22 protein-coding genes are annotated in these 25,783 nt (G+C 71.0%); 7 read left to right on the forward strand and 15 right to left on the reverse strand.

Annotation, left to right across the window (positions count from 1 at the left end):
- Positions 1-79: 79 nt before the first annotated feature.
- A complete protein-coding gene (locus tag B3G12_RS10355; RefSeq protein WP_144943147.1) occupies positions 80-895 on the forward strand; it encodes an alpha/beta fold hydrolase in 816 nt (271 codons plus the stop codon).
- An 89-nt stretch (positions 896-984) separates the two neighbouring features.
- Here B3G12_RS10355 and B3G12_RS10360 read toward each other — a convergent pair whose 3' ends face one another.
- On the reverse strand, positions 985-1,962 hold the full coding sequence (locus B3G12_RS10360) for an LLM class flavin-dependent oxidoreductase (protein WP_144943148.1): 978 nt from the start codon (positions 1,960-1,962) through the stop codon (positions 985-987).
- A 106-nt stretch (positions 1,963-2,068) separates the two neighbouring features.
- Here B3G12_RS10360 and B3G12_RS10365 point away from each other — a divergent pair, with 106 nt between their 5' ends.
- The 4 genes from B3G12_RS10365 (at position 2,069) to B3G12_RS10380 (ending at position 4,950) form a co-directional block, all read left to right on the forward strand.
- Positions 2,069-2,776: an alpha-ketoglutarate-dependent dioxygenase AlkB family protein gene (locus B3G12_RS10365; protein WP_144943149.1), complete on the forward strand. Its 708-nt coding sequence runs from the start codon at positions 2,069-2,071 to the stop codon at positions 2,774-2,776.
- 87 nt (positions 2,777-2,863) lie between these two features.
- Positions 2,864-3,391 (forward strand): flavin reductase family protein, encoded by a 528-nt coding sequence (locus B3G12_RS10370; RefSeq protein ID WP_144943150.1) that lies wholly within the window; start codon positions 2,864-2,866, stop codon positions 3,389-3,391.
- Between the two features lie 214 nt (positions 3,392-3,605).
- Positions 3,606-4,265 carry a flavin reductase family protein gene (locus B3G12_RS10375; protein ID WP_083482298.1) on the forward strand — a complete coding sequence of 220 codons (660 nt, stop codon included), beginning with the start codon at positions 3,606-3,608 and terminating at the stop codon, positions 4,263-4,265.
- Between the two features lie 127 nt (positions 4,266-4,392).
- Complete coding sequence (locus tag B3G12_RS10380) at positions 4,393-4,950, forward strand: YceI family protein (RefSeq protein ID WP_055082497.1); 558 nt, start codon at positions 4,393-4,395, stop codon at positions 4,948-4,950.
- Between the two features lie 129 nt (positions 4,951-5,079).
- Here B3G12_RS10380 and B3G12_RS10385 read toward each other — a convergent pair whose 3' ends face one another.
- The gene (locus B3G12_RS10385; RefSeq protein ID WP_144943151.1) at positions 5,080-5,286 is read right to left on the reverse strand and encodes a hypothetical protein; all 207 of its coding nucleotides are present in this window, start codon (positions 5,284-5,286) and stop codon (positions 5,080-5,082) included.
- 49 nt (positions 5,287-5,335) lie between these two features.
- Positions 5,336-6,142 (reverse strand): cell division protein CrgA, encoded by an 807-nt coding sequence (locus B3G12_RS10390; RefSeq protein ID WP_055082494.1) that lies wholly within the window; start codon positions 6,140-6,142, stop codon positions 5,336-5,338.
- 201 nt (positions 6,143-6,343) lie between these two features.
- Between B3G12_RS10390 and B3G12_RS10395 the strand changes: the two genes are divergently transcribed.
- Positions 6,344-6,985: an anthranilate synthase component II gene (locus tag B3G12_RS10395; RefSeq protein WP_055082492.1), complete on the forward strand. Its 642-nt coding sequence runs from the start codon at positions 6,344-6,346 to the stop codon at positions 6,983-6,985.
- A 183-nt stretch (positions 6,986-7,168) separates the two neighbouring features.
- Here the strand turns inward: B3G12_RS10395 and pknB are convergent, their stop codons facing one another.
- The 8 genes from pknB to B3G12_RS10435 form a co-directional block, all read right to left on the reverse strand.
- Complete coding sequence (gene pknB, locus B3G12_RS10400; protein ID WP_290500230.1) at positions 7,169-9,121, reverse strand: Stk1 family PASTA domain-containing Ser/Thr kinase; 1,953 nt, start codon at positions 9,119-9,121, stop codon at positions 7,169-7,171.
- 5 nt (positions 9,122-9,126) lie between these two features.
- On the reverse strand, positions 9,127-10,896 hold the full coding sequence (locus B3G12_RS10405) for a protein kinase domain-containing protein (protein ID WP_290500232.1): 1,770 nt from the start codon (positions 10,894-10,896) through the stop codon (positions 9,127-9,129).
- Positions 10,893-12,335 carry a peptidoglycan D,D-transpeptidase FtsI family protein gene (locus B3G12_RS10410; RefSeq protein ID WP_144943154.1) on the reverse strand — a complete coding sequence of 481 codons (1,443 nt, stop codon included), beginning with the start codon at positions 12,333-12,335 and terminating at the stop codon, positions 10,893-10,895. Before B3G12_RS10410 ends, B3G12_RS10405 begins: the two co-directional genes overlap by 4 nt.
- Positions 12,332-14,062, reverse strand: a complete 1,731-nt coding sequence (locus B3G12_RS10415; protein ID WP_313960154.1) for an FtsW/RodA/SpoVE family cell cycle protein — start codon at positions 14,060-14,062, stop codon at positions 12,332-12,334. Before B3G12_RS10415 ends, B3G12_RS10410 begins: the two co-directional genes overlap by 4 nt.
- Positions 14,059-15,639: a PP2C family protein-serine/threonine phosphatase gene (locus B3G12_RS10420; RefSeq protein WP_290500234.1), complete on the reverse strand. Its 1,581-nt coding sequence runs from the start codon at positions 15,637-15,639 to the stop codon at positions 14,059-14,061. The genes B3G12_RS10415 and B3G12_RS10420 overlap by 4 nt, the downstream gene beginning before the upstream one ends.
- Before the next feature lie 3 nt (positions 15,640-15,642).
- Complete coding sequence (locus B3G12_RS10425) at positions 15,643-16,167, reverse strand: FHA domain-containing protein FhaB/FipA (protein ID WP_145011023.1); 525 nt, start codon at positions 16,165-16,167, stop codon at positions 15,643-15,645.
- A 1-nt stretch (position 16,168) separates the two neighbouring features.
- The gene (locus B3G12_RS10430) at positions 16,169-17,011 is read right to left on the reverse strand and encodes an FhaA domain-containing protein (protein WP_144943157.1); all 843 of its coding nucleotides are present in this window, start codon (positions 17,009-17,011) and stop codon (positions 16,169-16,171) included.
- A 208-nt stretch (positions 17,012-17,219) separates the two neighbouring features.
- Complete coding sequence (locus tag B3G12_RS10435) at positions 17,220-19,376, reverse strand: FAD-dependent oxidoreductase (protein WP_290500236.1); 2,157 nt, start codon at positions 19,374-19,376, stop codon at positions 17,220-17,222.
- Between the two features lie 242 nt (positions 19,377-19,618).
- On the opposite strand from B3G12_RS10435, the gene B3G12_RS10440 reads away from it, so the two are divergent.
- Positions 19,619-20,260, forward strand: coding sequence for a Dps family protein (locus B3G12_RS10440; protein ID WP_290500238.1), 642 nt, complete (start codon positions 19,619-19,621; stop codon positions 20,258-20,260).
- Positions 20,261-20,342: 82 nt separating this feature from the next.
- On the opposite strand, the gene serA is transcribed toward B3G12_RS10440, so the two are convergent.
- The 4 genes from serA to B3G12_RS10460 form a co-directional block, all read right to left on the reverse strand.
- Positions 20,343-21,539, reverse strand: a complete 1,197-nt coding sequence (serA, locus tag B3G12_RS10445) for a phosphoglycerate dehydrogenase (protein WP_144943160.1) — start codon at positions 21,537-21,539, stop codon at positions 20,343-20,345.
- Between the two features lie 694 nt (positions 21,540-22,233).
- Positions 22,234-23,349 carry a glycosyltransferase gene (locus B3G12_RS10450; protein WP_290500240.1) on the reverse strand — a complete coding sequence of 372 codons (1,116 nt, stop codon included), beginning with the start codon at positions 23,347-23,349 and terminating at the stop codon, positions 22,234-22,236.
- A 5-nt stretch (positions 23,350-23,354) separates the two neighbouring features.
- Positions 23,355-23,891, reverse strand: coding sequence for an acetyltransferase (locus tag B3G12_RS10455; protein ID WP_055086077.1), 537 nt, complete (start codon positions 23,889-23,891; stop codon positions 23,355-23,357).
- 131 nt (positions 23,892-24,022) lie between these two features.
- Positions 24,023-25,753 (reverse strand): hypothetical protein, encoded by a 1,731-nt coding sequence (locus tag B3G12_RS10460; RefSeq protein WP_290500241.1) that lies wholly within the window; start codon positions 25,751-25,753, stop codon positions 24,023-24,025.
- Positions 25,754-25,783: the final 30 nt, after the last annotated feature.

Genomic DNA, 25,783 nt, shown 5'->3' on the forward strand with positions numbered 1-25,783 from the left:
GCGAAATGCCCGGGACCGGGGCGGACCGGCCTGGTGAGTGGCCCGCGGGTCGCGTGCCCGGAGCTGGCATCATGGGCGCATGAGCCGATCGACGTTCGCCACTCACACCGCCCGGGTCAGCGACACGCAGCTCGCCTACACGGACGAGGGGCAGGGTCTGGCGGTCGTGCTGCTGCACGGCCACGGCTACGACCGCTCCATGTGGGACGCGCAGATCCCGGTGCTCGTTGACCAGGGATGGCGCGTGATCGCCCCGGACCTGCGCGGCTTCGGAGATTCGGAAGTCACGCCGGGCATCGTCTACACCGAGGAGTTCGCGGCGGACACCATCGCGCTGCTGGACCGCCTGGGCCTGGACTCAGTGGTGCTGGTGGGGTTTTCGATGGCGGGGCAGGTGGCCCTGCAGATTGCTGCGACCCACCCTGAGCGGGTGGCCGCGCTGGTCGTCAACGACACGGTGCCGCACGCCGAGGACGCGGCGGGGCGGCGTCGTCGTCACGTGGGCGCGGACGGGATCCTGACGGGCGGGATGCCGGCCTACGCGGACAGGGTGCTCGCCTCCATGATCCGCGAGGACAACGTGGAACGGCTGCCTGTGGTGGCCGACACGGTGCGCGAGATGATCGCCGCGTGTCCGGCGGAGGGGGCGGCCGCGGCCATGCGCGGGCGTGCCGAGCGCAACGACTTCACCGAGACGCTGCGGTCGTGGCACAAGCCCGCGCTCGTGGTCGTGGGGGACGGGGATGCGTTCGACGGCGGCGCAGCCCGGAGGATGGCCGAGCTGCTGCCGCACGGCGAGCTCGCGGTGGTTCCCCGCAGCGGGCACACGCCGAACATGGAGAACCCTGCAGACTTCGACGCCGCCCTGCTGCGGTTCCTGGACTCCCTCGTCTGACCGGGGGAGGAGGCCCGTGCGGTGCCGCGAGCCGCCGCGCCCGGAGTGTCGAACGGCGTCGTCGACCGGCGTGTCGCTCTGGGGCGGACTCAGTTCCAGTTCTTGGCGAGCAGCTCCATGGAGGTCAGGACGTCCGGCTGGCGGGTGGCCGTGGGGGAGATCATGAGCTCGTCCGCATCCGCGTGCTCGGCGAAACGGTGCAGGTAGTCGACCACCGTGTCCGGGGTGCCAGCGCCGGTGTAGCTGATCATGTGCAGCACCTGGGACGCGGCGGGGGAGGCCATGACCATGTCCATTTCCTCCTCGGTGAACTCGCGGCCGCGGCCCACCATGGCGCGCACGCGGGAACGCTGGGAAGCCTCGAGCTGCCGAGCGGCGTCCTGCGCGTCCTCGGAGACGATCACGTTCACCGCCGCGATCACGTACGGCTCGGACAGCTGCTCCGAGGGCTGGAACTGGGAGCGGTAGGCGGCCACCGCGTCCACAAGGGCGTCCGGTGCGAAGTGGGAGGCGAAGGCATAGGGCAGTCCATAGGCGGCGGCCAGCTGGGCCCCGAAGAGGGAGGAGCCGAGGATGGTCAGGGGCACGTTGGTGCCAGCGCCCGGAACCGCGTTCACGCCCGGGACGATCGAGTTGCCGCTCAGGTAGCCCTGCAGCTCCTTGACGTCCTGCGGGAAGTTCTCGGCAGCCTCCGGGGAGCGGCGCAGCGCCCGGAGCGTGCGCGGGTCGGTGCCCGGCGCGCGTCCGAGGCCCAGGTCGATGCGCCCGGGGTGCAGCTCGGCGAGCGTGCCGAACTGCTCGGCCACGGTCAGCGGGGAGTGGTTGGGCAGCATGACGCCGCCGGAGCCCAGCCGGATGCTCTCGGTGTGGGCGGCCACGTGCGCGATCAGCACCGCGGGGGCTGAGGACGCGATCGTGGACATGTTGTGGTGCTCGGCGTACCAGACGCGCGAGTAGCCCAGACGCTCCGCATGCTGGGCGAGCGTCACGGAGTCCGCGAAGCTCTGGCCCAGGGACTGGTCCTCGCGCACGGTGGCGAAGTCGATGACCGACAGGGGCAGTGCCATTTCAAAACCTTTCCAGAAGAAAACTTACTGTGGAAATAACGGCCTCGGCGGCGGGGGTATTCCTGGTGGCGTTCCCGGTGTCGGACGGGTGGCCTATGGTGCGGTCATGGCCGAGTACGAGGTGGACGAACTCTTCACCGTCCCCCGCGAGCGGGCTGTCCTGGTGCCCGGCGCGGTCCACGTTCCGGGGTGGCTGGACCCCGCGCGGCAGCAGCGGTTGGTGGATGTCGCCCGTGAGTGGGTGCGCGCCGCTCCCATGGAGCACAAGGTGCTCGCCGGCGGCGGGCGGATGTCCGTGCAGTCGGTCATGCTCGGCAGCGGCCGCGCGACCTACGGCTACGGCGCGGACGGTGGCTGCCGGGCCCCGGAGCTGCCGGAATGGTTGGTCGCCCTCGGCGCGCGGGCGGTCGCGGACGCGTACCTGGGGGACCCGGGGCACGACGTCGGCCTCCCGGACGCCGCGCGCCTGGTCCGGGACTTCGCTCCGGACTCCGCGCTCGTTAACTTCTACGACGACGCCGCCCACATGGGCATGCACCAGGACAAGGACGAGTTCTCGGCGGCGCCCATCGTCTCCCTCTCGCTCGGTGACACGTGCGTGTTCCGCTTCGGCAACACCGAGACCCGCGCCGCGCCCTACCAGGACGTGGAGCTGCGCTCGGGGGACCTGTTCGTCTTCGGAGGGCCCTCCCGCTACGCGTTCCACGGTGTCCCCAAGGTGCTCCCCGGAACGGGCGGGCGTCAGCTCGGGCTGAAGAACGGCGGGCGGCTGAACATCACGCTGCGCATGACCGGAGGTTGCGGCGGCAGGTGAGGGTGCCTGAGGCCGTCGCTCGCTAACGTTTCCCCCGGGACAAACCCGGCCGGGCGGCGTCGTCATCGGCGGTGACAGACTGGAGCCATGAAGAGCGAGCCGTTGGATCCCAGCCCCACCGAGACGCAGGTGGAGCGCTACCGCACGCTTGCCGCGGACCACGCCGTGGGGGTGGGGGTGGTGTGCGCCCGCTACCGGGGCAAGGACCACGCCATCACCGTCACAGCGTTCGCGGACGTCTCCTACGACCCGCCCACCATGCTCGTGTGTCTCTACGACATGGGCCGCATGTGCGAGGCCGTGGCGAGCACCGGCACGTGGACCCTGTCCCTGCTCAACGTGGACCAGCGCTCCGTGGCCAACTGGCTCGCAAGCCCCGGCAACCCGGTGGACGGCTTGCTGGACACCGTCCCCTTCCACCGCACCGAGCGCAGCGGTACGCCGGTGATCGACGGCTGCCTGAGCTGGTTCGAGCTCGACACCGTTTCCACCCACACCGCCGCCACGCACCTGGTGGTGGTCGGCAGGGTCACGGCCATGGGCAGGGGTGACGACGCCGGGCGGGCCGACCGCCCGCTGATCCACTTCGCGCGGGAGTACCGGGGTCTGGTCTGACAGCGGAGGACCGAGGACCGAAAACCGTCGCCGACTGCGCTGCGAGCCTGCGGTTCTGTCCCCCAACATGACGTTCTTCGACGCGGTGTGGCCCAGAATGTGGACTGGCAAAGAATAGGTTGGACAGGATTCGCCTGGAAGGATCTACAGTGGCCGGAAATTAGCGGAAAGAAACCGCCGATCCCGGAGCACAGCCGTGTGAGAGGAACCCATCATGCCGGAACGCGTCAGCCACACCACGTCCACCACGCCCCAGAGCCCGGACTCGGGGCCGGCGCCCGAGACCGTTCCCTCGTCCGGCGCCGAGGCCGAGCGCGTGTCCGCGCAGGCCGTGGACCTCGTGGCGCCCACCGAGGCCCTGCGCAGCGATCCGGCCCTGACGGAAGGGTTCAAGTCCGCGTTCGGCCAGCACCCCGCGGGCATCGCGATCATCACGGCGACCGGCCCCGAGGGTCCGGTGGGGCTCACTGCATCGTCGGTGTCCTCCATCTCCGCGGACCCGCCCATCCTGGGCTTCTCTCTGCAGGCCAGCCGCGGGTCGGCCGCGGTGGTGGCCGCCGCGACGTCGTTCGTGGTGCACTTCCTGGACGCCGACGACGTCGACCTCGCCCGCTCCTTCGCCGTCTCCGGCGCACCCCGCTTCGGGGACGACATGCCCTGGACCACCCTGCCCACTGGCGAACCGCGCCTGACGGACGTGCGCCGAGTGCTGCGGGCCATTCCCTTGGCACGGATCAAGGCGGGCCCGTCCCTCGTGTTCAACGCGGCCGTGGTGGAGGTCCTGGGCATGGAGGGCTCCGGCCGTCCGCTCGTGTACCACCAGCGCCAGTTCCACGGCCTGAGCGAGGAGTCGGTCCTGGGACTGCGTGCCTGAGTCGTTCCCGGTCGCTCAAGTTACTTTTTATTGCATAGGTTGACGCGGCATGTATCTCGTCGTAGATTAGTTTCCGAAGCAAGCAGTTGGACGTCGAACGGCGCCCGCCAACCCGAAGGAGTACGACATGAGCACCCTCGAAGGCATGACCCCCGGCACCTGGACCCTGGACCCGGCTCACACGGAGGTGGGCTTCTCCGTCCGCCACGCGGGCATCTCCAAGGTCCGCGGCGTCTTCAGCGACGTTTCCGGCGAGCTGAACGTCACCGATGACTCCGCCAACAACACCGGCCTCGTCACCATCCAGACCAACTCCGTGGACACCAAGAACGAGGGCCGTGACAACCACGTGCGCAGCGCCGAGTTCTTCGACGTCGAGAACTACCCGCAGATGACCTACAAGATCACGGGCGTGGAGCTCAACGGCGACGAGGGCACCGTCAAGGGCCAGCTGACCCTGCGCGACGTGACCAAGGACGTGGACCTGGCCGTCGAGTTCAACGGCGTGGCCGTGGACCCGTTCGGCGCTACCCGCGCCGGTTTCAGCGCCTCCACCTCGATCTCCCGCAAGGAGTTCAACGTGACCTGGAACGCCGCCCTCGAGACCGGCGGGGTCATGGTCTCGGACAAGGTGAACATCACCCTGGACGTGGAGTTCACCGCTCCCGAGTCCAGCTCCAACTGAGCTCGGCTGCAACTGAGCCAGAGCTGGACGCAGTGAGCCACTGACTCCGGACAGCACTGAACGCGCCCCTCAGGACACAGTCCTGAGGGGCGCGTTCTGTGCGCACGCTGCCCGCTCTCGGGGCTGCCGTCAGCGCAGGGACTGCACCACGAAATAGACGACCGGCACCAGGATGAGCCCGATCAGCGCAATGCGGCGCACCCGCACCTCCATGCGCGCGGGGTTGACGTGATGACGGGTCGGGTGGCGATCCGCCTCGGTGTTGAGGTCACTCGCTGTCTGATCGGCGACGTGGCGCGAGTCGCCCTCCTGCGGCGGGTCGGACGGGATGTTCACGGGCACTCCTGACGGGCCTGGCGGGCGGGATGGCTGACCGGGGCCGGGGTCATCGCCAGCGGGTGGTCATGATCAGGCCGGTGAGCATGAACCCGAGCCCGATCACGAGGTTCCAGACGCCGATCCCGGGAATGGGGATCAGGCCCTGGAAGAGGTAGTAGGAGATGATCCACAGCAGAGCCACGATCATCAGCCCCACCATGATGACCTTGTACCACGTGGGCGTGGGCTGGTAGTCGACAGCGCGGCGCTCGCGCTCCTCGGCCTTGGCCGCCTTCTCCTCGCGGCGCTTCGCGGCCAGTTCGCGCTTGCGGCGGGCCTTGAGCTCGGCCGGCGTCTCCTCGGCAGTCTCCGTACTCTTGGCGGCCGCGCCCGTGGCCCTCTCGCTCCTCGAGCCCTCAGCGGCAGCGGACGCCGCGGCGTCCGTCCGCGCCGTCGCACCGACCCTGCTCGCGCCCTTGCGGGGGTTGTTCCCGGCGCGCTTCTTGCGGCCCGCGGACTTTGCGCCCCCGGCGGACGCGGCATCGCCCTCGGCTCCGGTGGCTGCGTCCGCATCGGTGCCTGCCGTGGCGGTGCCCGTGCTCTTGCCCGCCGCCTTCTCCGAAGTGCCGTGCGCGCGGGCAGCGGGGGCGTCGTCGTCGACCAGCTCGTGGTCCGTGACCGCGTCCTTGGCGGAGACGGACGTGGAGCCGGCATTGCGCGCCGCGTGCCGTTCGAAGGAGGCCGCCGCGCTGTTACGGGGGAGGATCTCGGCGGCGAGGGCCGCGAGCTCGCGGTCCCGATCGGTCAGGACGAACTGCTGGGCGTCGTCGTCATCCTTGCGGGAGCGGCGGAAGCGCTTCTGGGACTGGGCCAATGCTGTTCATTCCTCCTGATGGGTGGGCTCCCGGTGAGGGGCCGGCCGGGGCGGAGCGCGGGTGGGTCGCTGCGGCCCGAGGCACCTCATCCGCCCGGCGCGGTGCGGGGCCCGGTGTGAGATCGGCGTTCAGTCTATCGGCCGCCTCGGGCGTAGACTTGCGCACGTTCTGTCAATTGGTGAACGCGCAGGAGTTCTTGAGTGTCCGTGAAGATTCTCGTGGTGGACAACTACGACAGCTTTGTCTACACCCTGGTGGGCTATCTCCAGCAGCTGGGCGCCCAGACCACCGTGGTCCGCAACGACGACCTCGACGTCTCCGCCGCCACCGCCTTGGCCGGTGAGCACCAGGGCGTGCTGCTCTCTCCGGGCCCCGGTGCCCCGGCGGACGCCGGCGTGTGCTCGGACCTGATCCGCTGGGCCGAGGTGAACCAGAAGCCCTTGCTCGGGGTGTGCCTGGGCCACCAGGCCCTCGGCGAGGTCTACGGCGCCCGCGTGGGTCACGCCCAGCAGCTGATGCACGGCAAGACCTCCCGCCTGGTCCACAACGAGGACAGCGTGTTCCCCGGCGTGCCCTCCCCGTTCACCGCCACCCGGTACCACTCCCTGGCCGTGGACGCGGACACCGTCCCGGACTGCCTGGAGGTCACCGCCACCACCGACGACGGCCGCGCGGTCATGGGACTCAAGCACCGCAGCGCACCGCTGCACGGGGTCCAGTTCCACCCCGAGTCCGTCCTCACCGAGGGTGGTTACCTCATGCTCGGCAACTGGCTCGAAAGCGTGGGCCAGCACGGTGCGGCGGCCGCGGCGGCGGGGCTCTCCCCGCTCATGACCGCCTGAGCGGACTCCTTCGCCCCTCGCGGCACACCACGACGACGCCGGGCGCGAACCTTGCGGAGGCGGCGGACCGCCGCCGTTCGGAGATCCCAGACGCGCCGACCTGCGAGCCCCTCGAACCGTGAACGCACCACCAACGACGAACGCCCGGACACCATCGAGTGTCCGGGGCGTTCGCTCATCCCCTCAGCCGTTGCCACGGCCCCCGCGTGACGCCGTGGGCCGTGGTGTGGCGTGGCTCTGGGTGGGTTGGGCCGTGGGCGCCGTCGTCTCCTCCTCAGTGGGCGTGGGCTCCGCGGTCTCCTCCTGCGTGGGGGTGGGGGAGGGCGTGGTTCTGCGCGCCACAGTCAGCGTGATCGTGGAGCCCTGGCTCACGGACGAGCCGGCGGGCGCGGACTGCGCGAGCACCGTGCCGGTCTCGGCGTCCTGCGTCTCCTCGATCTTCACGTCCGAGCCCAGCCGGACGTCCAGCGCGCGCAGCGCCTGCTCCGCCTCCGCGCGGGTCATGCCCACGACGTCCGGGACGGTGACCTTCCCGGAGGAGACCTGCAGCTTCACAGCGCTGCCGTGTGCCACGGAGGTGCCCGGAGTGGGATCGCTGGAGATCACCACGTTCTCCGCCACGGTGGCGCTGTTGACGGTGGTCACCTCGCCCACGCCCAGTCCGGCCTTCTGCAGCGCCTGACGGGCGTAGTCCAGCGACTGACCCACGAGGTCTCCGGGGACATCCACGCTCTCGGGCCCGTCCGAGACCACCACGGCCACGGTCGAGCCCTCGTCCACCTCTGTCCCGGCCGTGGGGTCCATGCTGATGACGTGCTTGTCCGGCACGCTGCTGTCGTGCTTGGTGGTGAACGCGGGGTTCAGCCCGGCGTCGCGCAGGGTGTTCTCAGCGGTGGTGCTGTCCATCCCCACCACCTGGGGGACGCTCACGCGAGTCACCTGCTCGGCCTGCTGGGACTGCCACCACTGCACTCCCATGACTGTGCCGACGCCCAGCAGGGCGAGCAGCAGCAGGAGGAGGACGGGCAGCAGCCAGGCCCGTCGCTTGCGGGGTGCCGCAGCGGTGGCGGGGGCGGCCACGGGCACGGGGTCCGTGGCGTCGTCCGGATCGAGGTCCCCGTGCTGGGCGGGTGTGGGGCCCGAGGGCTCGGCGTCCTCGCTTCGCCCCGCCGCGGTCACCGCCGCGGCGGGTGCACCGGCACCCACCGCGGGAAGGGTCTTGGTGCTGGAGTCCCCGGCCAGTGCGGTGTCGATGGGCTGGGTCGCGCCGAGGTCCCCGGGCAGGGTCGCGCCGAGGTCGCGCAGGGCGCGTCGCATCTCCCCGGCGTCCGCGAAGCGGTCCTCGGGGTTCTTCGCGAGCGCACGCTCCATGAATCGGTCCACGGCGGGTGGCAGCTGGGGATTCAGCGCCGACGGCGCCGGCGGAGCGTCCCGCACGTGCTGCGCGGCGATCGCCACGGAGGACTCGCCCACGAACGGGGCGCGCCCGGTGAGCATCTCGAACATCACGCAGGCGGCGGAGTAGAGGTCCGAGCGGGGATCCACGGCAGCGCCGCGGGGCTGCTCTGGGGAGAGGTACTGCGCGGTGCCGAGCACTGCCTGCGACTGCGTGAGCGCGGCCTGTGTGTCCTCCACGGCGCGCGCGATCCCGAAGTCCATGACCTTGACGCCGCCGTCCGGTGTGACCTTGACGTTGGCCGGCTTGATATCCCGGTGCACGATCCCGGCACGGTGGCTGAAGGACAGCGCGTCCATGATGCCGAGCATGTACTCGACGGCATGCTCGGGGGTGACCCCGTCACCGTGGATGAGCTCCCGCAGGGTCTGGCCGGGGACGTACTCCATCACGATGTAGGGCCGCAGCACCCCGTCAGGGCCCTGGGGAGTGATCTCGCCGGTGTCATAGATGGCGACGATCGAGTGGTGGTTCAGGGACGCCACCGCGTGGGCCTCGCGCTGGAAGCGCTCGTGGAACGTCTCGTCCGCGGCGAGCTCCGGTCGCAGGATCTTGATCGCCACGCGGCGCCCGAGCCGGACGTCCTGGCCCAGGTGCACGGTGGCCATGCCGCCACGGCCAATGATCTCGCCCACCTGGTAGCGGTTGTTGATCAGATCAGGAATCGAAGACGCCGCCATGCCCGCTACCCGTCTGTACCGGTGCCCGGACTGCCCGGAGTGGCGGGCGCCGCCACGGCATCGCCGTTCGAGCCCTGCCCGGACGTGCCCTGGCCGGAGGAGTCGTTGCCGGTGCTCGTGCCGGGCTCCTGCGCCTGGGCGTCCGAAGCGCCCTGGGTGGGGTCTGCCGCGCCGTTCGTCGCACCGCCGTCGTCAACCCCGCCCTGGGTGGCGCCGCCGTTCGCGGGCTGGGTGGGAGCCGCGGGCGCGGCGGTCTCCTCACGCGCGGGCGAGGTGGCCTCGCGGGAGCTTCCGGTGTCGGCACCGGAGTTCTGCGTGGCGCTCGAGGACGGGGTCCAGGCCACGTAGAGCACCACCGTGGAGCCGATCTCCACCCGGGAGCCGCCCTCGGGATCCGAGGAGACCACGGTGTTCTCGGCCTTGCCGGTGCCCTGCTGCAGGCGCTTGTCCACGTTCACGCCGAGCGCGACGATCTCGTCCGAGACGCTCTGGGCGTCCCGGCCCACGATGTTGGCGGGCAGCGTGACGGCGTTCGCGTCCGTGGGGCTCACGGTGGAGGACGTCACGGTTCCCGGCTCCGGGGAGTCCGAGGAGTCCCGGCCGGTGAGGAACCAGACACCCGCCACGGCGAGCACCACGAGCAGGATCAGCAACGGCAGGAGCCAGGCCCAGACGGAGCGCCCCCCCGACTTCTCGGCCTTGCGGGACCCGCGCGCGGAGTGGTCCACGGCGTCGAACTGAGCCGTGGAGGGGTGCGCACTGTACCTGGGATCCGGGCGGTCCGCCGCGGCGGCCGAGCCTGTCCCGATCGCCGCGGGGGAGGCGGCCGTGCCGTCCATGGCCCGCGTGCGGGGACCCGTGACGGGGGTGATCGCCTCCGTGGGCTGGTCTTCCTGCGTGTACTTCTCCGACAGCAGCGGCGCCATGCCCGGGACCATGGCCACGGCGGACTTCACGTCCCCCCGGCGCAGAGCGTCGACGGCGTTGGCGAGCTTGCCCGCGTTGGCCGGCCGGTCCTCCGGGTCCTTCGCGAGCATCGACATGATGAGCGCGCGCACGGGTTCCGGCACCGAGTCCGGCAGCGGCGGCGGGTTGTCGTTGACCTGCGCCAGGGCGATCGCGATCTGCGACTCCCCGGTGAAGGGACGCCGGCCCGCGAGCAGCTCGTAGCCGATGATCCCCAGGGAGTAGATGTCCGAGGAGCCGGTGGCGGTCTGGCCCGTGGCCTGCTCCGGCGCGAGGTACTGGGCAGTGCCCATGACCTGTCCCGTGGCGGTGAGCGGCACCTGGTCCGCGAGGCGGGCGATGCCGAAGTCCGTGACCTTGACCCGGTTGTCCGGGGTGATGATCAGGTTGCCGGGCTTCACGTCCCGGTGCACGAGGCCCTGGGCATGCGCGGCGGCCAGGGCGCGCGCCGTCTGCCCGATGTAGTTGAGCACCGTGTCCGGGTCCACCGTCTTCTGCCGGTCGATGATGTTCGACAGCGGTTCACCCGGCACGAGCTCCATGACCAGGAAGGCCGAGCCCTCGTCCTCGCCGTAGTCGAAGACGTTGGCCACACCGGGGTGGTTGAGCAGCGCGGTGTGCCGGGCCTCCGCGCGGAAGCGCTGGAGGAACGTGGGATCCCCGTTGTACTCGTCCTTGAGGATCTTCACCGCGACGATGCGGCCCAGGACCTGGTCCTTGGCCTTCCACACCTCGCCCATGCCGCCGATGGCAATACGTTCCGTGAGCGCGTAGCGACCGCCCAGAATGGTGTTCGACGATGGTCTCACTTGTTCAACACCGCCTCGAAGAGTTGCCGTGCGCTGGGGCTGGTCAGGGCCGAGCCCGTGGTGACGTCCACGTCCTCGACCACCACGGACACCGCCAACTGGGGGTCATCCGCGGGTGCGAATCCAGTGAACCACGAATCGTTCAATCCGTCCTTGCCGATCTCCGCGGTGCCGGTCTTGCCGGCCACCTTGACGCCGTCGACCTTGGCGCCGGAGGCGATGCCGTTGTCCACCACCGAGGTCATCAGGTCCGTGACCGTCTTGGCCGTCTCGGTGTCCGTGGAGCGGCGCAGCTGCTCCGACTTGAACTCGTCGATCACGGAGAGGTCCGAGGAGCGGACGGTCTTGACCAGGCTGGGCTTCATCATCACTCCACCGTTCGCGATGGCCGCGGAGGTCATGGCGACCTGCAGCGGGGTGGTCCGGACGTCGTACTGCCCGATCGAGGACAGCGCCAGCTGCGACTGGTTCATCTGGTCCGGGAAGACCGACGGGGTCACCTGCAGGGGGATGTCCAGGTCCTGGCCGTAGCCGAAGTTCTCGGCGGTCTGCCGGATCTTGTCCTGTCCCAGGTCCATCGCGATGGAGGCGAAGGGTGTGTTGCAGGACTGCTCCAGGGCGAACTGCAGGTTCACCTGCGTGCGCGCCGAGCACCCGCCCTGCCGGTAGTTCGGCAGGGTCACGGTGGTGTCCGGAAGCGGCAGCTCGCTCGGGTTCTCCAGGGTGGAGTCCGTGGTGTACTTCCCGGACTCCAGGGCCGCCACGGTGTCGATGAGCTTGAACGTGGAGCCGGGGGCGTAGAGGTCTCCGCCGATCGCGCGGTTCACGAGGGGCTTGTCCGGGTCCGCGTTGAGCTGGTCGGACGCGGCCACCACCTCCTCGGTGTTGTGGGAGGACATGGAGTTCGCGTCGTAGCTCTTGCGGGAGACCATGGCCTTGATCTCGCCGGTCTTGGGATCCACGGCCACGATGGAGCCGTTGTGACCCTCCAGCGCGTCGTAGGCGACCTTCTGCAGGTCCGGGTCAATGGTCAGCTCCACGGACGCGCCCTTGGGCTGGTCGCCGGAGAACATGGACATCACGCGGTCGTAGAACTGGTCGTCGGAGGCGCCGGAGAGCTCGTCGCCCAGGGCCGATTCCAGGCCCGTGGCCCCGTAGACCAGGGAGAAGTAGCCGGTGAGGTTCGAGTACATGGGGGAGTCGGTGTACACGCGCTGGTGCTCGAAGTCGTCGTCGGACGGCTGGGAGGTGGCAATCTCCTTGCCGCCCACCAGGATCGAGCCGCGGTCCTGGCCGAACTGCTCGTACAGGGTCCGGTTGTTCCAGGGGTTGGCCTTGAGGGAACCGGCCGCGAAGAACTGCACGTAGGTCAGCGCGAGCAGCAGCACCACGACGATCGCCGCCACCATGAGCCACATCCTGCGGATCGCCTTGTTCACGGGGTCCCTCCTTCCTGCTGGTCGTCGTCCTGCACCGGGGCATTCTTCTTCTTCGTGCCGGTCCCCGCGTGGGGGCTGCCGGTGGCCTCGCGTTTCGCGTCCCCGCGCCTGCTCTGCGCCGGGGATCCGGAGCGGTCCGCGAGCCGGGACATCACCTCGGTCGCTGAGCCGGCCTCGGCGGTGTCGTCCGCGCCCGCGTGCGCTCCCGCGGAGGAGCTGAGCGCGGCCGAGCGCGTGGGTTCGGTGCGGGCCTCGGACGGCGCGCCGCCGGTGTCCCGGGCGGAGGGGTCGGCGACGTCGCGCTGCTGCTCGCGTGCGCGGCGTCGTCGTTCGACGGAGGCGAGGTCTTCGTCCGTGGCGGGGCCCGTGACCACGGGCCGACGCGCGCTGTGGGAGATCGCGAGCAGGACGGCCACGATGATCCAGTTGGACAGCAGCGAGGAGCCGCCGGCGGACATGAACGGCGTGGTGAGACCGGTCAGCGGCAGCAGCCGCGTGACACCGCCGATCACCACGAGCAGCTGGAGCACCATCAGGGCGGAGAGCCCCGCGGCGAGCAGCTTGCCGAACGCGTCCCGGGTGCCCAGGGCGGCCCGCAGCCCGCGCGTGGCGAAGAGCAGGAACAGCACGAGGATCGCGCCCAGGCCGATCAGCCCGAGCTCCTCGCCGAACGCCGTGATGATCATGTCCGAGTTGGAGTACGAGACGAGGTCCGGGCGGCCCTGGCCTAGCCCCTTGCCGAAGAGCCCGCCGGAGGCGAGACCGAACAGGCCCTGCACGATCTGTGCCGAGCCACCGGGGGAACGGTTGTAGACCTCGGGGTCGAAGGCGTCGAGCCAGGCATCCAGGCGCAGGCTCACGTGGGAGAACACCTTGCTGGCGGCGAACCCGCCCACGGCCATGAGCGCCACTCCCAGCACGATCCAGCCCAGGCGGCCGGTGGCCAGGTAGATCATGGCCAGGAACAGGCCGAAGAACATGATGGCCGTGCCCATGTCCTTCTGGAGCACGAGGACGCCGATGGCGATCACCCAGGCCGCGAGCATGGGCGCGACGTCCCGGAAGCGGGGCAGCCGCACGGGGCCGATCTTCCGCCCGGCCAGCAGGATCAGGTCCCGGTTGGTGGAGAGGTATCCGGCGAAGAAGATCGCCAGGGTGATCTTGGCGATCTCACCGGGCTGGAACGTGCGTCCGGCCACGGAGATCCACAGTCGGGCCCCGTTGATCTCCACGCCGAGCCCCGGGACCATCGGCAGCAGCAGGAGCAGCGCCGAGAGCAGCAGCATGATGTAGGTGACGTTGCGCAGCCGGCGGTGGTCCTTGAGGAACCAGAGCACCACGCAGCACGTCACCATGGCCACCGCGGTCCATACCACCTGGGTGTTCGCCGCGCTCTGACCGGTGGAGAGGTCGATGCGGTGGATCATCGCCAGGCCCAGTCCGTTGAGGGCCACGGCAATGGGAAGCAGGTAGGGGTCTGCGTAGCGCGCGCGGATCCACAGCACCACGTGCACTAGCAGTGCGCCGCCGGCGAGCACGGCGCCGCTGAGGACGATGTGACGGGGGTCCTCCCGCAGCTGGTCCGGGTCCACCAGGATGTTGGCGCCCACGCCGATGCACAGCGCGAGCAGCAGCAGGAACAGCTCGATGATCCGGCGGGGCCTGGGGCGCACGACGGGCGCGGAGTCGGCGGGGGAGGCCGTCGTGGTGGTAGCGGGGGAGCTCACGAGGCGTCACCCCCCGGTGTGGCGGAGGACGCGGCGGGGCTGGGGGAGGGGCTGCCGGAGGTCGTCGGGGTGGGGGTCGTGACGGTTACTCGGCCCGTGGGATGGGGCCCGGGCCCGGTGGAGGTCTTCAGGTCCGCCACAATCTTCTCGGCCTCCTCGCGGCTGCCGGCGGGGATCGTGGCGCGTACGCGCTCCCGGGCGTACTGGGAGAGCGAGTCCACGGAGATCTCCGTGGTGGAGCCCAACTCGCTCAGCGAGATGGGCCCGAGGGACTGCGAGACGCCCTGGAACACGGCTACCTTCCCCTGCTCCTCACCCACGTAGTACTGCGAGGAGGTCCAGGCGCGGGCGGCCCAGCCGCCCAGCAGCAGGGCGACGGCGAGCACGAGCACACCTGCGACCACCAGGGCACGACGGCGCGTGGAGCCTCGCCCGGGGTCCTCGCCCCTGCGGCGCAGCAGGCTGCGCACCTCGGCGGGGTCCGCGGTCACGTCCAGGGTGGAGGTGGAGAGCATGGTTGCGCGGCGCTGGATCGCAGAGTCGGAGACCGTGGGGATCCGACCGGTCTGGGTCGCGTTGGCCGCGGCGCCCACCAGCAGGTGGGGGCGCTCGGCGAGGTCCCCGCGCAGCACGGACGCCGAGGACCGCTCGTCCCCGCTGGCGCCCGGGCCGGTGCTGCGTCCGGGTTCGCGGTAGTCGCGGCCGCCCCCTGCCACGGGGGAGTCCATGGGGCCGTCCCACTCCTCGACGGCCTCGCTCTCACTGCGCAGCTGCTCGTCCGAGGTGCGGGACTCGTCCGGCACGGCGCCCATGGCCTCGCCGGTCATGGGGTGGGCCTCCCGGCCGTCCGGGATCTCGCCCACCTGCACGACCACCACGGTCACGTTGTCCGGGGCGCCGCGGTCCAGGGTGAGCTCCACCAGGGAGTTCACGATCTGGTTGAGGTCCCCGGTGGAGCGCATCACGTTCTCGATGGTCTGCGCGTTCACGACGGCGTTGAGCCCGTCCGAGCACAGCAGCCAGCGCTCGCCCACGGCGGGGCGCACGGTGCGCACCTCGAGTTCGGGGGAGGCGTCCACGTCCCCGAGCACCCGCATGAGCACGTTCTTGTGGGGGTGGGTCTCGGCCTCCTCCGGCCGCAGCCGCCCCTCGTCGATGAGTCGCTGCACGAACGTGTGGTCCGTGGTGACCTGCTCGAAGCCCTCGGTCTCGGAGAGCCGGTACGCACGCGAGTCCCCGATGTGCGCCACCGAGATCTCGTCCCCGTCGATCAGCAGGGCGGTGACCGTGGTGCCCATTCCCCCGAGCCGGGGGTTGGACTGCACGAGTTTGGCGAGGTTCTGGTTGGCGTTCTGGATCTCGTCCGCGAGGACCGTGGCGCCGTCGCCGTCGTGGCCGGCGTGGTCCAGGTGCGTGAGGTCGATGACCGCGGACGCGGAGGCCACGTCACCGCCCACGTGACCGCCCATGCCGTCGGCGACGACGGCGAGGTAGCGCCCCGCGTAGGCGGAGTCGTCGTTCTTCGAGCGGACGCGGCCCACATCGGAGCGCGCCGCATAGCGGAAGGCGATGGGCATGGGCTACGGCCTCAGTTCCATCACGGTTCGCCCCACGCGGAACTGCACGCCGGGGTCCACGGCGGCGGCGCGGGAGATCTTCTGGTCACGCAGGAAGGTTCCGTTGGTGGAACCGAGGTCCTCGAGGAACCAGCGGGAGCCCTGCGGGAACAGCCGGGCGTGGCGGCCCGAGGCGTAGTCGTCCTCCAGGGGCACGGTGGCCTCGGGCGAGCGGCCCAGCATTACCGGGGCGGAGCCGAGCTGGTAGCTGCTGCCGGCCAGCGGGCCCTCGACGACGACGAGCTGCTGGGGCCGGTGGCGCGTGCCGCCGGTGGTGGGCGCGGAGGTGCGGGGCTCCGGCGCGGGCTCGGGGGCCCTGCGCTCCTGCCGCGGGGACTCGGCGGCGCGGGCGCTGCCGGCACGGGCGGCGGTGCGCGCTCGGCCGCTGACGGTCAGGTCACGGGCCTGCGAGTACACCACGGCCGCGATGAAGACCCACAGCAGCGCGAGGAAACCGTAGCGCAGCAGGGTCACGGTCAGTTCGGACACGTCAGCGCCCCTCCTTCGGCACGAGCAGCCGGAAGACCAGCCTGGTGCGTCCCATGGCGATCACGGAGCCGTCCACGAGCTGGGCCCGTCCCTGGATCTTCTGGCCGTCCACATAGGAGCCATTGGTGGATCCGAGGTCCACGGCCAGGAAGTTGCTCCCCTGGCGGCGGATCTCGAGGTGTTTGCGGGAGACCCCGGTGTCCTCCACGGTGATGTCCGCCTGCGAGGAGCGGCCCACGCTCACGCTGTCCGCGTTGAGGGAGAACCGTTCGGATCCCACCTCGATCACCGGCACCTTCCGCAGGACGGGCGCAGGGGCCTCGTGGTCGGCGGGCCCGGCAGGGGCGTACCCGGGGGCGGAGGTCGTGGTGCGGCCATCCCGCGTGGTGCGGGCCGGCGCGTGCGGTGCGGGAGCCGGGGGCTGGGGTGCGCGCGCGGAGGTCCCGGCGTTGGCGGGGGCCGGGGGTGTGCTCGTGCGCTCGAACGAGGGGACGACGTCGAAGTTCCCCGCCTCGAGCTCCGAGTTGCGGGTGAAGCTCACGCGCACCGCGCCCTGCAGCGTGTAGGCCTGTGAGCGGGCGTGGCGGATGACGACGTCGCACAGCTCCTCCGCGAGCTGCACGCCCCACTCTTGGGCGCGCGGGAAGTCGTCGTCCGAGAACTCGACCGTGAACACGTTGGGGGCCATGGTGCGCCCGCCGCTCACCGTGAAGGACTCCTGGTCCAGCTCGCGGCGCAGCGCACTCGCGATCTCCACGGCCTCGACCCGCTTGCGGGAGCCGGCGGTGAAGGCGGTGCGGACCGCTTTCTCGATCCCGTTCTCCAGTCCGGTCCAGAAACCCATCCCGCCTCCTTTCTCGGCCAGCCAGTGGCGGTGCGTTCAGTGCAACCGCAGGGGGGCGGTGTGGCACACGGTCGTCAGCAGTCCCCAGAATAGTAGCCGCAGAGGCTGTGCGAGCGGTGACAGGTCTCCCGTGCGCGGCGGCGGCGGCCCGCGTGCGGCGCGATCGGGGGCCGCCACGCCGGGCACGGCGGCGTCGTCGCCTCCCCGCTCAGGGCAGGCTGGCGGCGAGCTCCACGGCCTCCTTGATCGCGCGCTTGGCGTCCAGCTCGGAGGCCACGTGGGCACCGCCGATCACGTGGACCGGGCGCCCACCCGTCAGCTGCTCCGCGAGCTCGGCGCGGGACTCCTGCCCCGCGCACAGCACCACGGTGTCCGCCGGAACGAGCAGCTCGACCTTCCCCGGGGCGAGCGCCACCGCGGTGGCCGCGCCCGGGTGCCCGGCTTCCTGGCGCACTGCTTGCGAGTGCCCCGCGGCAGCGGCGGCCCCGGCGCGGGTCTGCTGGCGCGGGGCCGATCCGGCGCCGCCGCCCGCCGCGTTGTCCTCCAGCGTGCCGGTGCCCGGGACCAGCACGTGCACGCCGTCCCCGTCGATGCGCTGGTACTGCACGCCGGTCATGAAGTCCACGCCCGCCATGCGCAGCTCCGCACGGTGGATCCACCCCGTGGTGGTGCCCAGGCGTGCCCCCGGCTTGCCCTCGCCGCGCTGCAGCACCGTGACGTGGCGCAGCGGCGCGGTCGGCTCCGGGCGCAGCAGCCCGCCGCGGGCCTCGAGCGTACGGTCCACGCCCCACTCGCGGTAGAAGTCCGCGTCCGGGTCGTGCGTGAGGAAGTGGGCGACGTCGAAGCCGATCCCGCCGCCGCCAACCACTGCCACGCGCTCACCCACGGGTGCGCCCTTCAGGACGTCCTTGTACCCGAGCACCGTGGGGCCGTCCTCCCCGGCGATCCCGGGGATGCGCGGCGTGACGCCCGTGGCCAGCACCACGCGGTCCGCGTCCGCGAGGTCCTGCGAGGTGGCGGTGTGCCCGGTGCGGACAGTGACTCCCAGCTCGGCCAGGCGGGTGCGGAAGTAGCGGATGGTGTGGCCGTAGTCCGCCTTGCCGGGGATCCGGCGGGCGAGCTGGAACTGGCCGCCGATCTCCGGCTGCTCCTCGAACAGGGTGACGTGGTGCCCGCGGGCTGCGGCGGCCTCGGCGAACGCCATCCCCGCCGGGCCCGCACCCACCACGGCGATCCGCTCCGCCGTGCGGGTGGGTCCGAGCGCGAGCTCGTCCTCCCGCATGGCCCGCGGGTTCACCAGGCAGGACATCCGCTTGCCGGAGAAGGTGTGGTCCAGACAGGCCTGGTTGCACGCGATGCACGTGTTGATCTCTGCCGGCCGTTCCTCGCGGGCCTTGGCCACGAACGCGGGGTCCGCGAGGAACGGGCGGGCCATGCACACGAGGTCCGCGTCTCCCCGGGCGATCACGTCCTCGGCGATCTCCGGGGTGTTCATGCGGTTGACGGCCGCGACGGGCACGGAGAGGTTCTCGCGCAGGGCGCGGCTCACCCACGTGAACGCGGCGGGCGGGACGTTCGTGGCGATGGTGGGGATCCGCGCCTCGTGCCAGCCGATGCCCGTGTTGATGATCGAGACCCCGGCCTCCTCCACCTCGCGGCCGAGCGTGAGGACCTGCTCGAACTCCTGCGCGTCCGGCACCAGGTCCAGGGCGGAGAGCCGGTACATCACCAGGAAGTCCGGGCCCGTGGCCTCCCGCACGCGGCGCACGACCTCCACCGCGAAGCGCCGACGGGCGGCGTCCGAGCCCCCGTAGCGGTCCGTGCGCTGGTTGGTGTGAACCACCAGGAACTCGTTGATCAGGTACCCCTCCGAGCCCATGATCTCCACGCCGTCGTAGCCGGCCTGCTGAGCGAGCGCGGCGGCACGGGCGAAGTCCTCGACGGTGCGCTCGACCTCCTCGGTGCTCAGCTCCCGCGGGGTCACCTTGTTGATCGGCGCACGCAGGGGCGACGGCGCCACGGCGTTCGCGTGCATGGCGTACCTGCCGCTGTGCATCAGCTGCAGGGCGATCAGCCCGCCCTCCGAGTGCACGGCGTCCGTGACCGTGCGGTGCGGCGGCAGCTGGTCCTCACGACTCAGGTGGGCGCCGTCATGGCGGGCCGCTCCCTCCTCGTTGGGGGAGATGCCGCCGGTGACGATGAGTCCGGCCCCGCCCCGCACGCGCTCCACGTAGAACCGCGCGAGCTCGTGCTCACCGCCCGGCGTTTCCTCGAGGCCCGTGTGCATGGAGCCCATGATCATGCGGTGCGGCAGGGTCAGCGAGCCCACGCGCAGGGGGGCCAGCAGGTGGGGGTAGGACGTCATCCGATACTCCAAGTCTCAGTTATTTCCTCCACCCTAGAGCTCGTGAGCTGGATCACCAATCCGATCGGGCCGGGAGGTCCGACGTTGCACCACGGGTCTGGGGACCGCCAGAGCACGGGAGAAGGTCCCGCCGGGTGCTGGCCCTGGTGGGCGGTGCGACACGGTGTTATTATGAAGACATCAGAATAAGGGCCGAGGGGCGCGCCGGTCCGGCCGCACCCCGCCCCGACGAGGAGGTTGTCATGGCCAAGAAGTCCAGCAAGAACGCCACCTACACGGTCCCCGGTCTCACCACCGAGCAGGGTCACGCGGTGGCCGATGTCCTGCAGCAGCGCCTGAACGCGCTCAACGACCTGCAGCTCACCCTCAAGCACGCCCACTGGAACGTGGTGGGTCCCAACTTCATCTCGGTGCACGAGATGCTCGACCCCCAGATCGACGAGGTCCGTGGCTACGTGGACGAGGTGGCCGAGCGCATGGCCACCATGGGCGTTTCGCCCAATGGCCTGCCCGGCACCATCGTGTCCGGGCGCACGTGGGACGACTACGACGTCATGCGTGCCTCCGGGGTGGAGCACCTCGCGGCCCTCGACCTCGTCTACGACGGCGTGATCCAGGACCACCGTGCCGCCCTGGCAGAGGTGGGGGACGTGGACCCCATCACCGAGGACATGCTGATCGCCCAGGTGCGCGGCCTCGAGCTGTTCCAGTGGTTCATGCGCTCGCACATCGAGAACGACTCCGGCGTGCTGGAGAACAGCTCCGTGCGCACGGAGAAGGCCGCAGCCAAGGCTGCGAAGAAGGCCGTGGCCGGCAAGTCCGGCAAGGGTGCGACGTCGGGCAAGTCCGCAGGCAAGAAGGCGGGCTCCGGCAAGAAGGGCTGATCCGCCGCCCCCGCACGCAGAAGAACCCCCGGTCCTCCCCCGCAGAGCGGTGAGGGTCGGGGGTTCCTGCATGCTGGGCGGGTCAGGAGACCGTGGCCACCCGGATGGTCTCGGGCAGGGCCTTGATGGCGGCCACGACCTCGTCCGTGACGCCGTTGGCGCAGTCCGTGACCATGTAGCCCATCTGGCCCTTGGTCACGAGCTGCTGGCGGTCCACGTTGATCCCGTGCTCGCCCAGGGTGGAGTTCACGCGGGCCAGCACGCCGGGGACGTTGCTGTGGATGTGCAGCAGGCGGGTGCCGTGGATGAACGGGTCCAGCTGCACCTCCGGGAAGTTCACGGACAGGCTCGTGGTGCCGTAGCGGCAGTAGTCGATGAGCTTGCCGGAGACGAAACCGCCGATGTTCTCCTGCGCCTCCGCCGTGGAACCGCCCACGTGCGGGGTGAGGATCACGTTGGGCAGCCCCTGCAGCGGGGATTCGAAGGGCTCGCCCGCGGCCTTGGGCTCGGAGGGGTAGACGTCCAGGCCGGCACCGGCCAGGTGCCCGGAGACCAGGGCCTCCTGCAGGGCCTCGATGTCCACCACATGGCCGCGGGAGAGGTTCAAGAAGATTGAGCGGGGGCGCATCTGGCGGAACTGCTCGCGGCCGAACATGTTGGTGTTGCTCTCGCGCCCGTCCACGTGCAGGGTCACGGTCTCCACCGTGCCCAGCAACTGTTCGAGCGAGTCGCACTTGGTGGCATTGCCCATGGCCAGCCGATCCACGACGTCGTAGTAGTAGACGTCCATGCCGAAGGCCTCGGCCACCACGGAGAGCTGCTTGCCGATGTTGCCGTAGCCCACGATGCCCAGGGTGCGGCCGCGGACCTCGTGGGAGCCCTTGGCGGACTTGTCCCACACGCCCTGGTGCATGGCCGCGTTCTTGTCCGTGAGGTGGCGGGCCAGGGCGATGATCTCGCCCAGCGCGAGCTCCACCACGGAGCGGGTGTTGGAGAACGGCGCGTTGAAGACCGCGGTGGCGGTGTCCGTGGCCGCGGTGAGGTCGATCTGGTTGGTCCCGATGCAGAACGCCCCCACCGCCTGCAGCTGCGGGTGGGCCTCCAGGACCTCGCGCGTCACCTGCGTCTTGGAACGGATGCCCAGCAGGTCCACGCCGTCCAGTGCGGTGAGCAGCTCCTGGGGATCCAGGGCGCCCTTGCGGGTCTCGACCTCGAAGCCGCGGCTTCGCAGCGCGTCCACGGCGTCGGAATGAATGTTCTCAAGGAGTAAGGCCTTCACCCGTCCATCCTAAGGGGTGGGTCTGCGGCGTTTCCTCCCGCGTCAGCCATGCCAGGTATCCGGGCACACCGTTCGGAACCGCCCCGGGACAGGGGGGGGAGGGGGTGTTGTCCCCGGGGCGGTTTCGAACGGCCCAAGGCCCCCACCGCGGGTGGGGTACTTGGAGCCGGGCGGTGGAGCGTCCCCCCGCCCATGCATGACGAGCAGGCTCACAGGGTGAACCCGTCAGCCCGCGATCCCGAAGGCCGTGAGGAAGTCCAGCTCGATGCCGGCCACGCTGCCCAGGGACTGGGTGGCGGAAGTGGCGATATCCACGGTGTACGTCCTTGTCTCGTTGCTCTTGCAGTGCGCGTGAGCGAGCAGCGATCGTGACTGAGTAGTGATCGTGACTGTGCAGTGCCGGGCCGGTCCGTGCGGAATCTGTGTGCTCCGTCCGTTCTCGAACCCGGCAGCAACCACCGTACGGAGAGTACACACCCCGCGGATACTGTCCATCGGCCAGACTTCCGATGGCCGATGGACAGCTCGGACTGGCCGTTCGGCCACTCCCGTGTCCCCTGCTCGGGGGACGGTACCTACGGCTTGTAGGGGCCCGCGCGTCGCGCTGCGGGGCCCCGCGTGGACCGTGCACCGAAACGCACCGTGGGAACCGAGAATCATCTTGGGGTCCGCGGTACGTGATCCTGCGCGGCGCTCAGTCCTGGTAGGCCTCGAGCAGCCGCTCGAGCACGGCGTCCATGCCGTACTCCCGCGCGATCGTCTCCCGTGCGGCCTCTCCCCGGCGTCGCCGCAGCTGCGGATCCGCCAGCAGCTCGGCGAGGGCCGCCTCCAGATGCTGCTGGGAGTCGTCAACGACAGTCCCAGACCCCGTTCGGCGGACGGTTTCCGCCAGACCGCACGTGTCTGTGACGACCACCGGCAGGCCGGTGGACATGGCCTCGAGCACAGACATGGGGTACGGCTCGTTGACGGAGGGCAGCACGTAGAGGTCCGAGTCATTCATCCAGCGGGCGGCACCGGCGGAGTCCACTGCGCCGGCCCACGTGAGGCGCTCGCCCAGACCGGAGTCCTCGATCGCGTGGCGCACGGCGTCTCCCTGGCCCTCATCGGGGCCCACGAGGGTGAACACGGCCCGCGGGAAACGCTCCGCCAGCGCACGCGCGGCGGCCACGAACGCGAGCGGGCGCTTGCGCTCCTGGAGGCGGGCGAGGAACAGCACCCGGCACACGTCGTCGTCCCCGGGAGCCCGCGGCGTGGGGTTCACGGGCATGCCGTTGTGCAGCTCCATGAGGTTCACGGGCCCACGTGCCACCTCTGCGACGTCCTGCTCCTCCTGCGGCGTGAGGTAGAAGACGCGGTGGGCGTCGCGCAGCACGCGCCGGGTGAGGGCGGCGTCCAGCGGGCCCGCGAGGGGGTGGTCCGAGGGGTCGATCATCCCGTGGGTCTGCAGCACCACTCGGGTCCCGGAGAGCTCCGCGAGCCACGCGGACGGCAGGGTCAGCAGGTCCCGGGCGGTGTGCACGTGCACCACGTCCGCGCTCGCGGCCACCCGGCGCACCCACGTGAGCATCGCGGGTGAGGTCAGGCCCGCGAAACCGGCCCCTGGCAGCACGTAGGACGGTCGGAAGAGACGGGTGTGCACGCCGTCGCGCTCGGTGGGCAGCGGCGTGCCGAGGCCGGATCCGGTGGCGGCGAGGACGACGTCGTGGCCTGCCTCGGCGAGCGCGCGGCACTGGTTGAAGGCGACGGTCGTGGGGCCGCCGTAGGCGTTTGTCCCGGAGACGAGCGCGACGATCTGCAGGATGCGCATGCCGCTCACGCCCTCGCCGAGACCGGGGCGAGGACGCGCTCACCCGCGGGGACGTCACGCGTGACGAGTGCAGTGGCACCGACCACGGCTCCCTCGCCTACGTTCACGCCGCGCAGCACCGTGGCGCGCAGGGCGATCCAGGCGCCGTCGGCCACGGTGATGGGGGCGTTGTCGAACTCGAAGGCGGGGTCGTCAGCGCGGTGGCTTCCGGTGCAGAGCATGGCACCCTGCGAGATGCACACGTCCGAGCCGATCGTGATCGGCTCCAGGTTCAGCAGCCAGGCACCCACTCCGATCCACGTGTTCTCACCCACGCTCAGCTTCCAGGGCCAGTGGATGCGCACGTCGTGGCGGATCAGCGTGCCGTCGCCGATCTGCGCCCCGAACGCGCGCAGGATGCGGGTGCGCACGCTCGGCGGGCACAGCACCGAGCGCTGCAGCGGCTCCGCCACGAGCGCCCATGCGGCGCACTGCAGCGTTCCCCTGCCCTTGTCGTAGCCTCGGCCGGTGAATGTGGCCAGGCGGCGTGTGGTGGTTCCCATGCTTCTCCCCTTCGTGGATGGCTGTGTGCTCGTGCTGCTCGCGGTGGTGCGCACGGCGGTGGGCGAGGCGGTGCGTGCGGTGGCGCGGTCCGTGGTGACGCGGTCCCTGGTGGGACGACGACGCCGCCGCGTCACCCTGCGTCGTCGTCGTCGTCGTCGCCGTCGCCGGATCCGGCAACCGTGCCGTGGTGGACCGGCGCGGAGTACGCGATCTCGCCGGCCTCCGTGACCAGGCGGGCCACCGTGAAGCCCTGGGTCACGGTGGTGACCTCCTGGCCCCCGACGAGGGAGTCCGGCGGCGCGCGGTAGGACAGCTCCCGGGCGGCGAGCGCGAGCCCCGCCGGCCAGGTGTTGTGCAGGAACTCGACGGAGCGCACCGTGCGCTCGGTGAGGACGCGCAGATCGGACGGTGACGCGGGGTCGTCGTCCTCGCCCTCGATTTTTGCCCACCGCGAGAAGTCCACGGTGGCCGCGGAGGAGAGCGAGTACCAGCGCCGCCGCGGCGGGTCCGGGATCGCGGGGTCCCCGGCGGCGAAGACGACGACGGGCGCGCCGCGGGTGCTGCTGCGCAGCTCGCCGGAGGCGTCCCGCAGCTCCACCACGGCGAAGACGTGGGCCCCGCCCGAGACCCGGACCGTGCGCTCCAGCACGGCCGCGCCCACCTCACCCGCGGCAACCGTGACCTCTTGCGAGGTGGCCAGGGTGGTGCCGTCCGCGTCGGTGACCCGCACGGTGACACGGGCATCCTGCGACTCGTGGTTGATCGCGAGCCCTTCCACGAGCAGCTCCTGGCCCGCCACGAGGTACTGGGGACTCGTCACGTACGCCGTGAGGTTCTTCTCCTGCGGCTCGTGCCCGCGGAACGCAGCAGCGTGGTGGGCCAGCAGGTCCGCGCGGGTGGTGCCCCAGTCCGTGGTGGGCTGCACGCTCGTGTGCTCCACGGCGTCGTTCCAGGTCACGGCGGTCAGCCAGGCGGCGCCGGAGTCCCGGGCACGCTCCAGCTGGGTGCGCCACAGCTGGGTGCCCCGCGCGTCCACGTAGCCGCCGTGGCTCGTCTCGCGGTCGTAGCCGGGCAGAGTGCCGCCCGCGAAGACCGTGCCGTGCGCCGCCGCCCACGCCGCGAAGTCCCCGAGGACCTGCGACTCCCGGTCCTCGAACAGCCAGACCGCCTCGAACGTGTCCGCGTAGGGGTCGAGCAGGGAGGTGTCCAGGGAGTCCCCGTGCTGGCTCGCCGCGGTGGCCAGCTCCGCCACGAGGTGCAGCCGGGTGCCGCTCTCCTCCACGGCCCCGCGGCACGACGCCCAGTCCTCGGGGGACAGCGAGCGCGCGTTGTAGATCCACACCACCAGGGCGTCCTCCACCCGCGCGGCGGAGGACCTGCCGTCGGCCGCCTCGGCGTACTGCCGGATCATCTCGACGGCGCCGTCCCGCGAGGACACGAGCAGGCACGGTGCCACGGCGAAGCCCTCTGCCCCGTCCTGCCACGTGGGATCCGCGGCGTCCATCCAGTCCCCGAGGAAGTCCGAGCCCTTGTTCTCGCCCTCCAGCAGGAGGATCTGCATGCCCGTGATGCCGGCCGCCCGGCCCTGCTCCAGCTGGCCGGAGACGAGACTCGCGTAGTCCGTACCCGCCGGCGCGAGGGCCAGGGGGCGCTCGCTGCCGTAGTGGATGTCCCCGCTCTCGGCCAGCGGCAGGCCCTGCGGGACCATGTGGGCCCAGACCTGCTGCTGGGCGGCGGCGGAGGAGGGGCCCCGTGTGGCGCCCGGCCGCCCGGAGGCAGAGCAGGCCACGGTGGTGCCCACCAGTGCGGTGCCCGCCAGGGCGAGGAAGGTGCGGCGGGTGGCGCCGCGCCGTCGGGTCACCTCCGGGCCGCGCGGGTCTGCCCCGGTCAG

Source organism: Kocuria sp. UBA5001 (genome assembly GCF_002398425.1).
In the GTDB taxonomy this organism is placed as follows: domain Bacteria; phylum Actinomycetota; class Actinomycetes; order Actinomycetales; family Micrococcaceae; genus Kocuria; species Kocuria salsicia.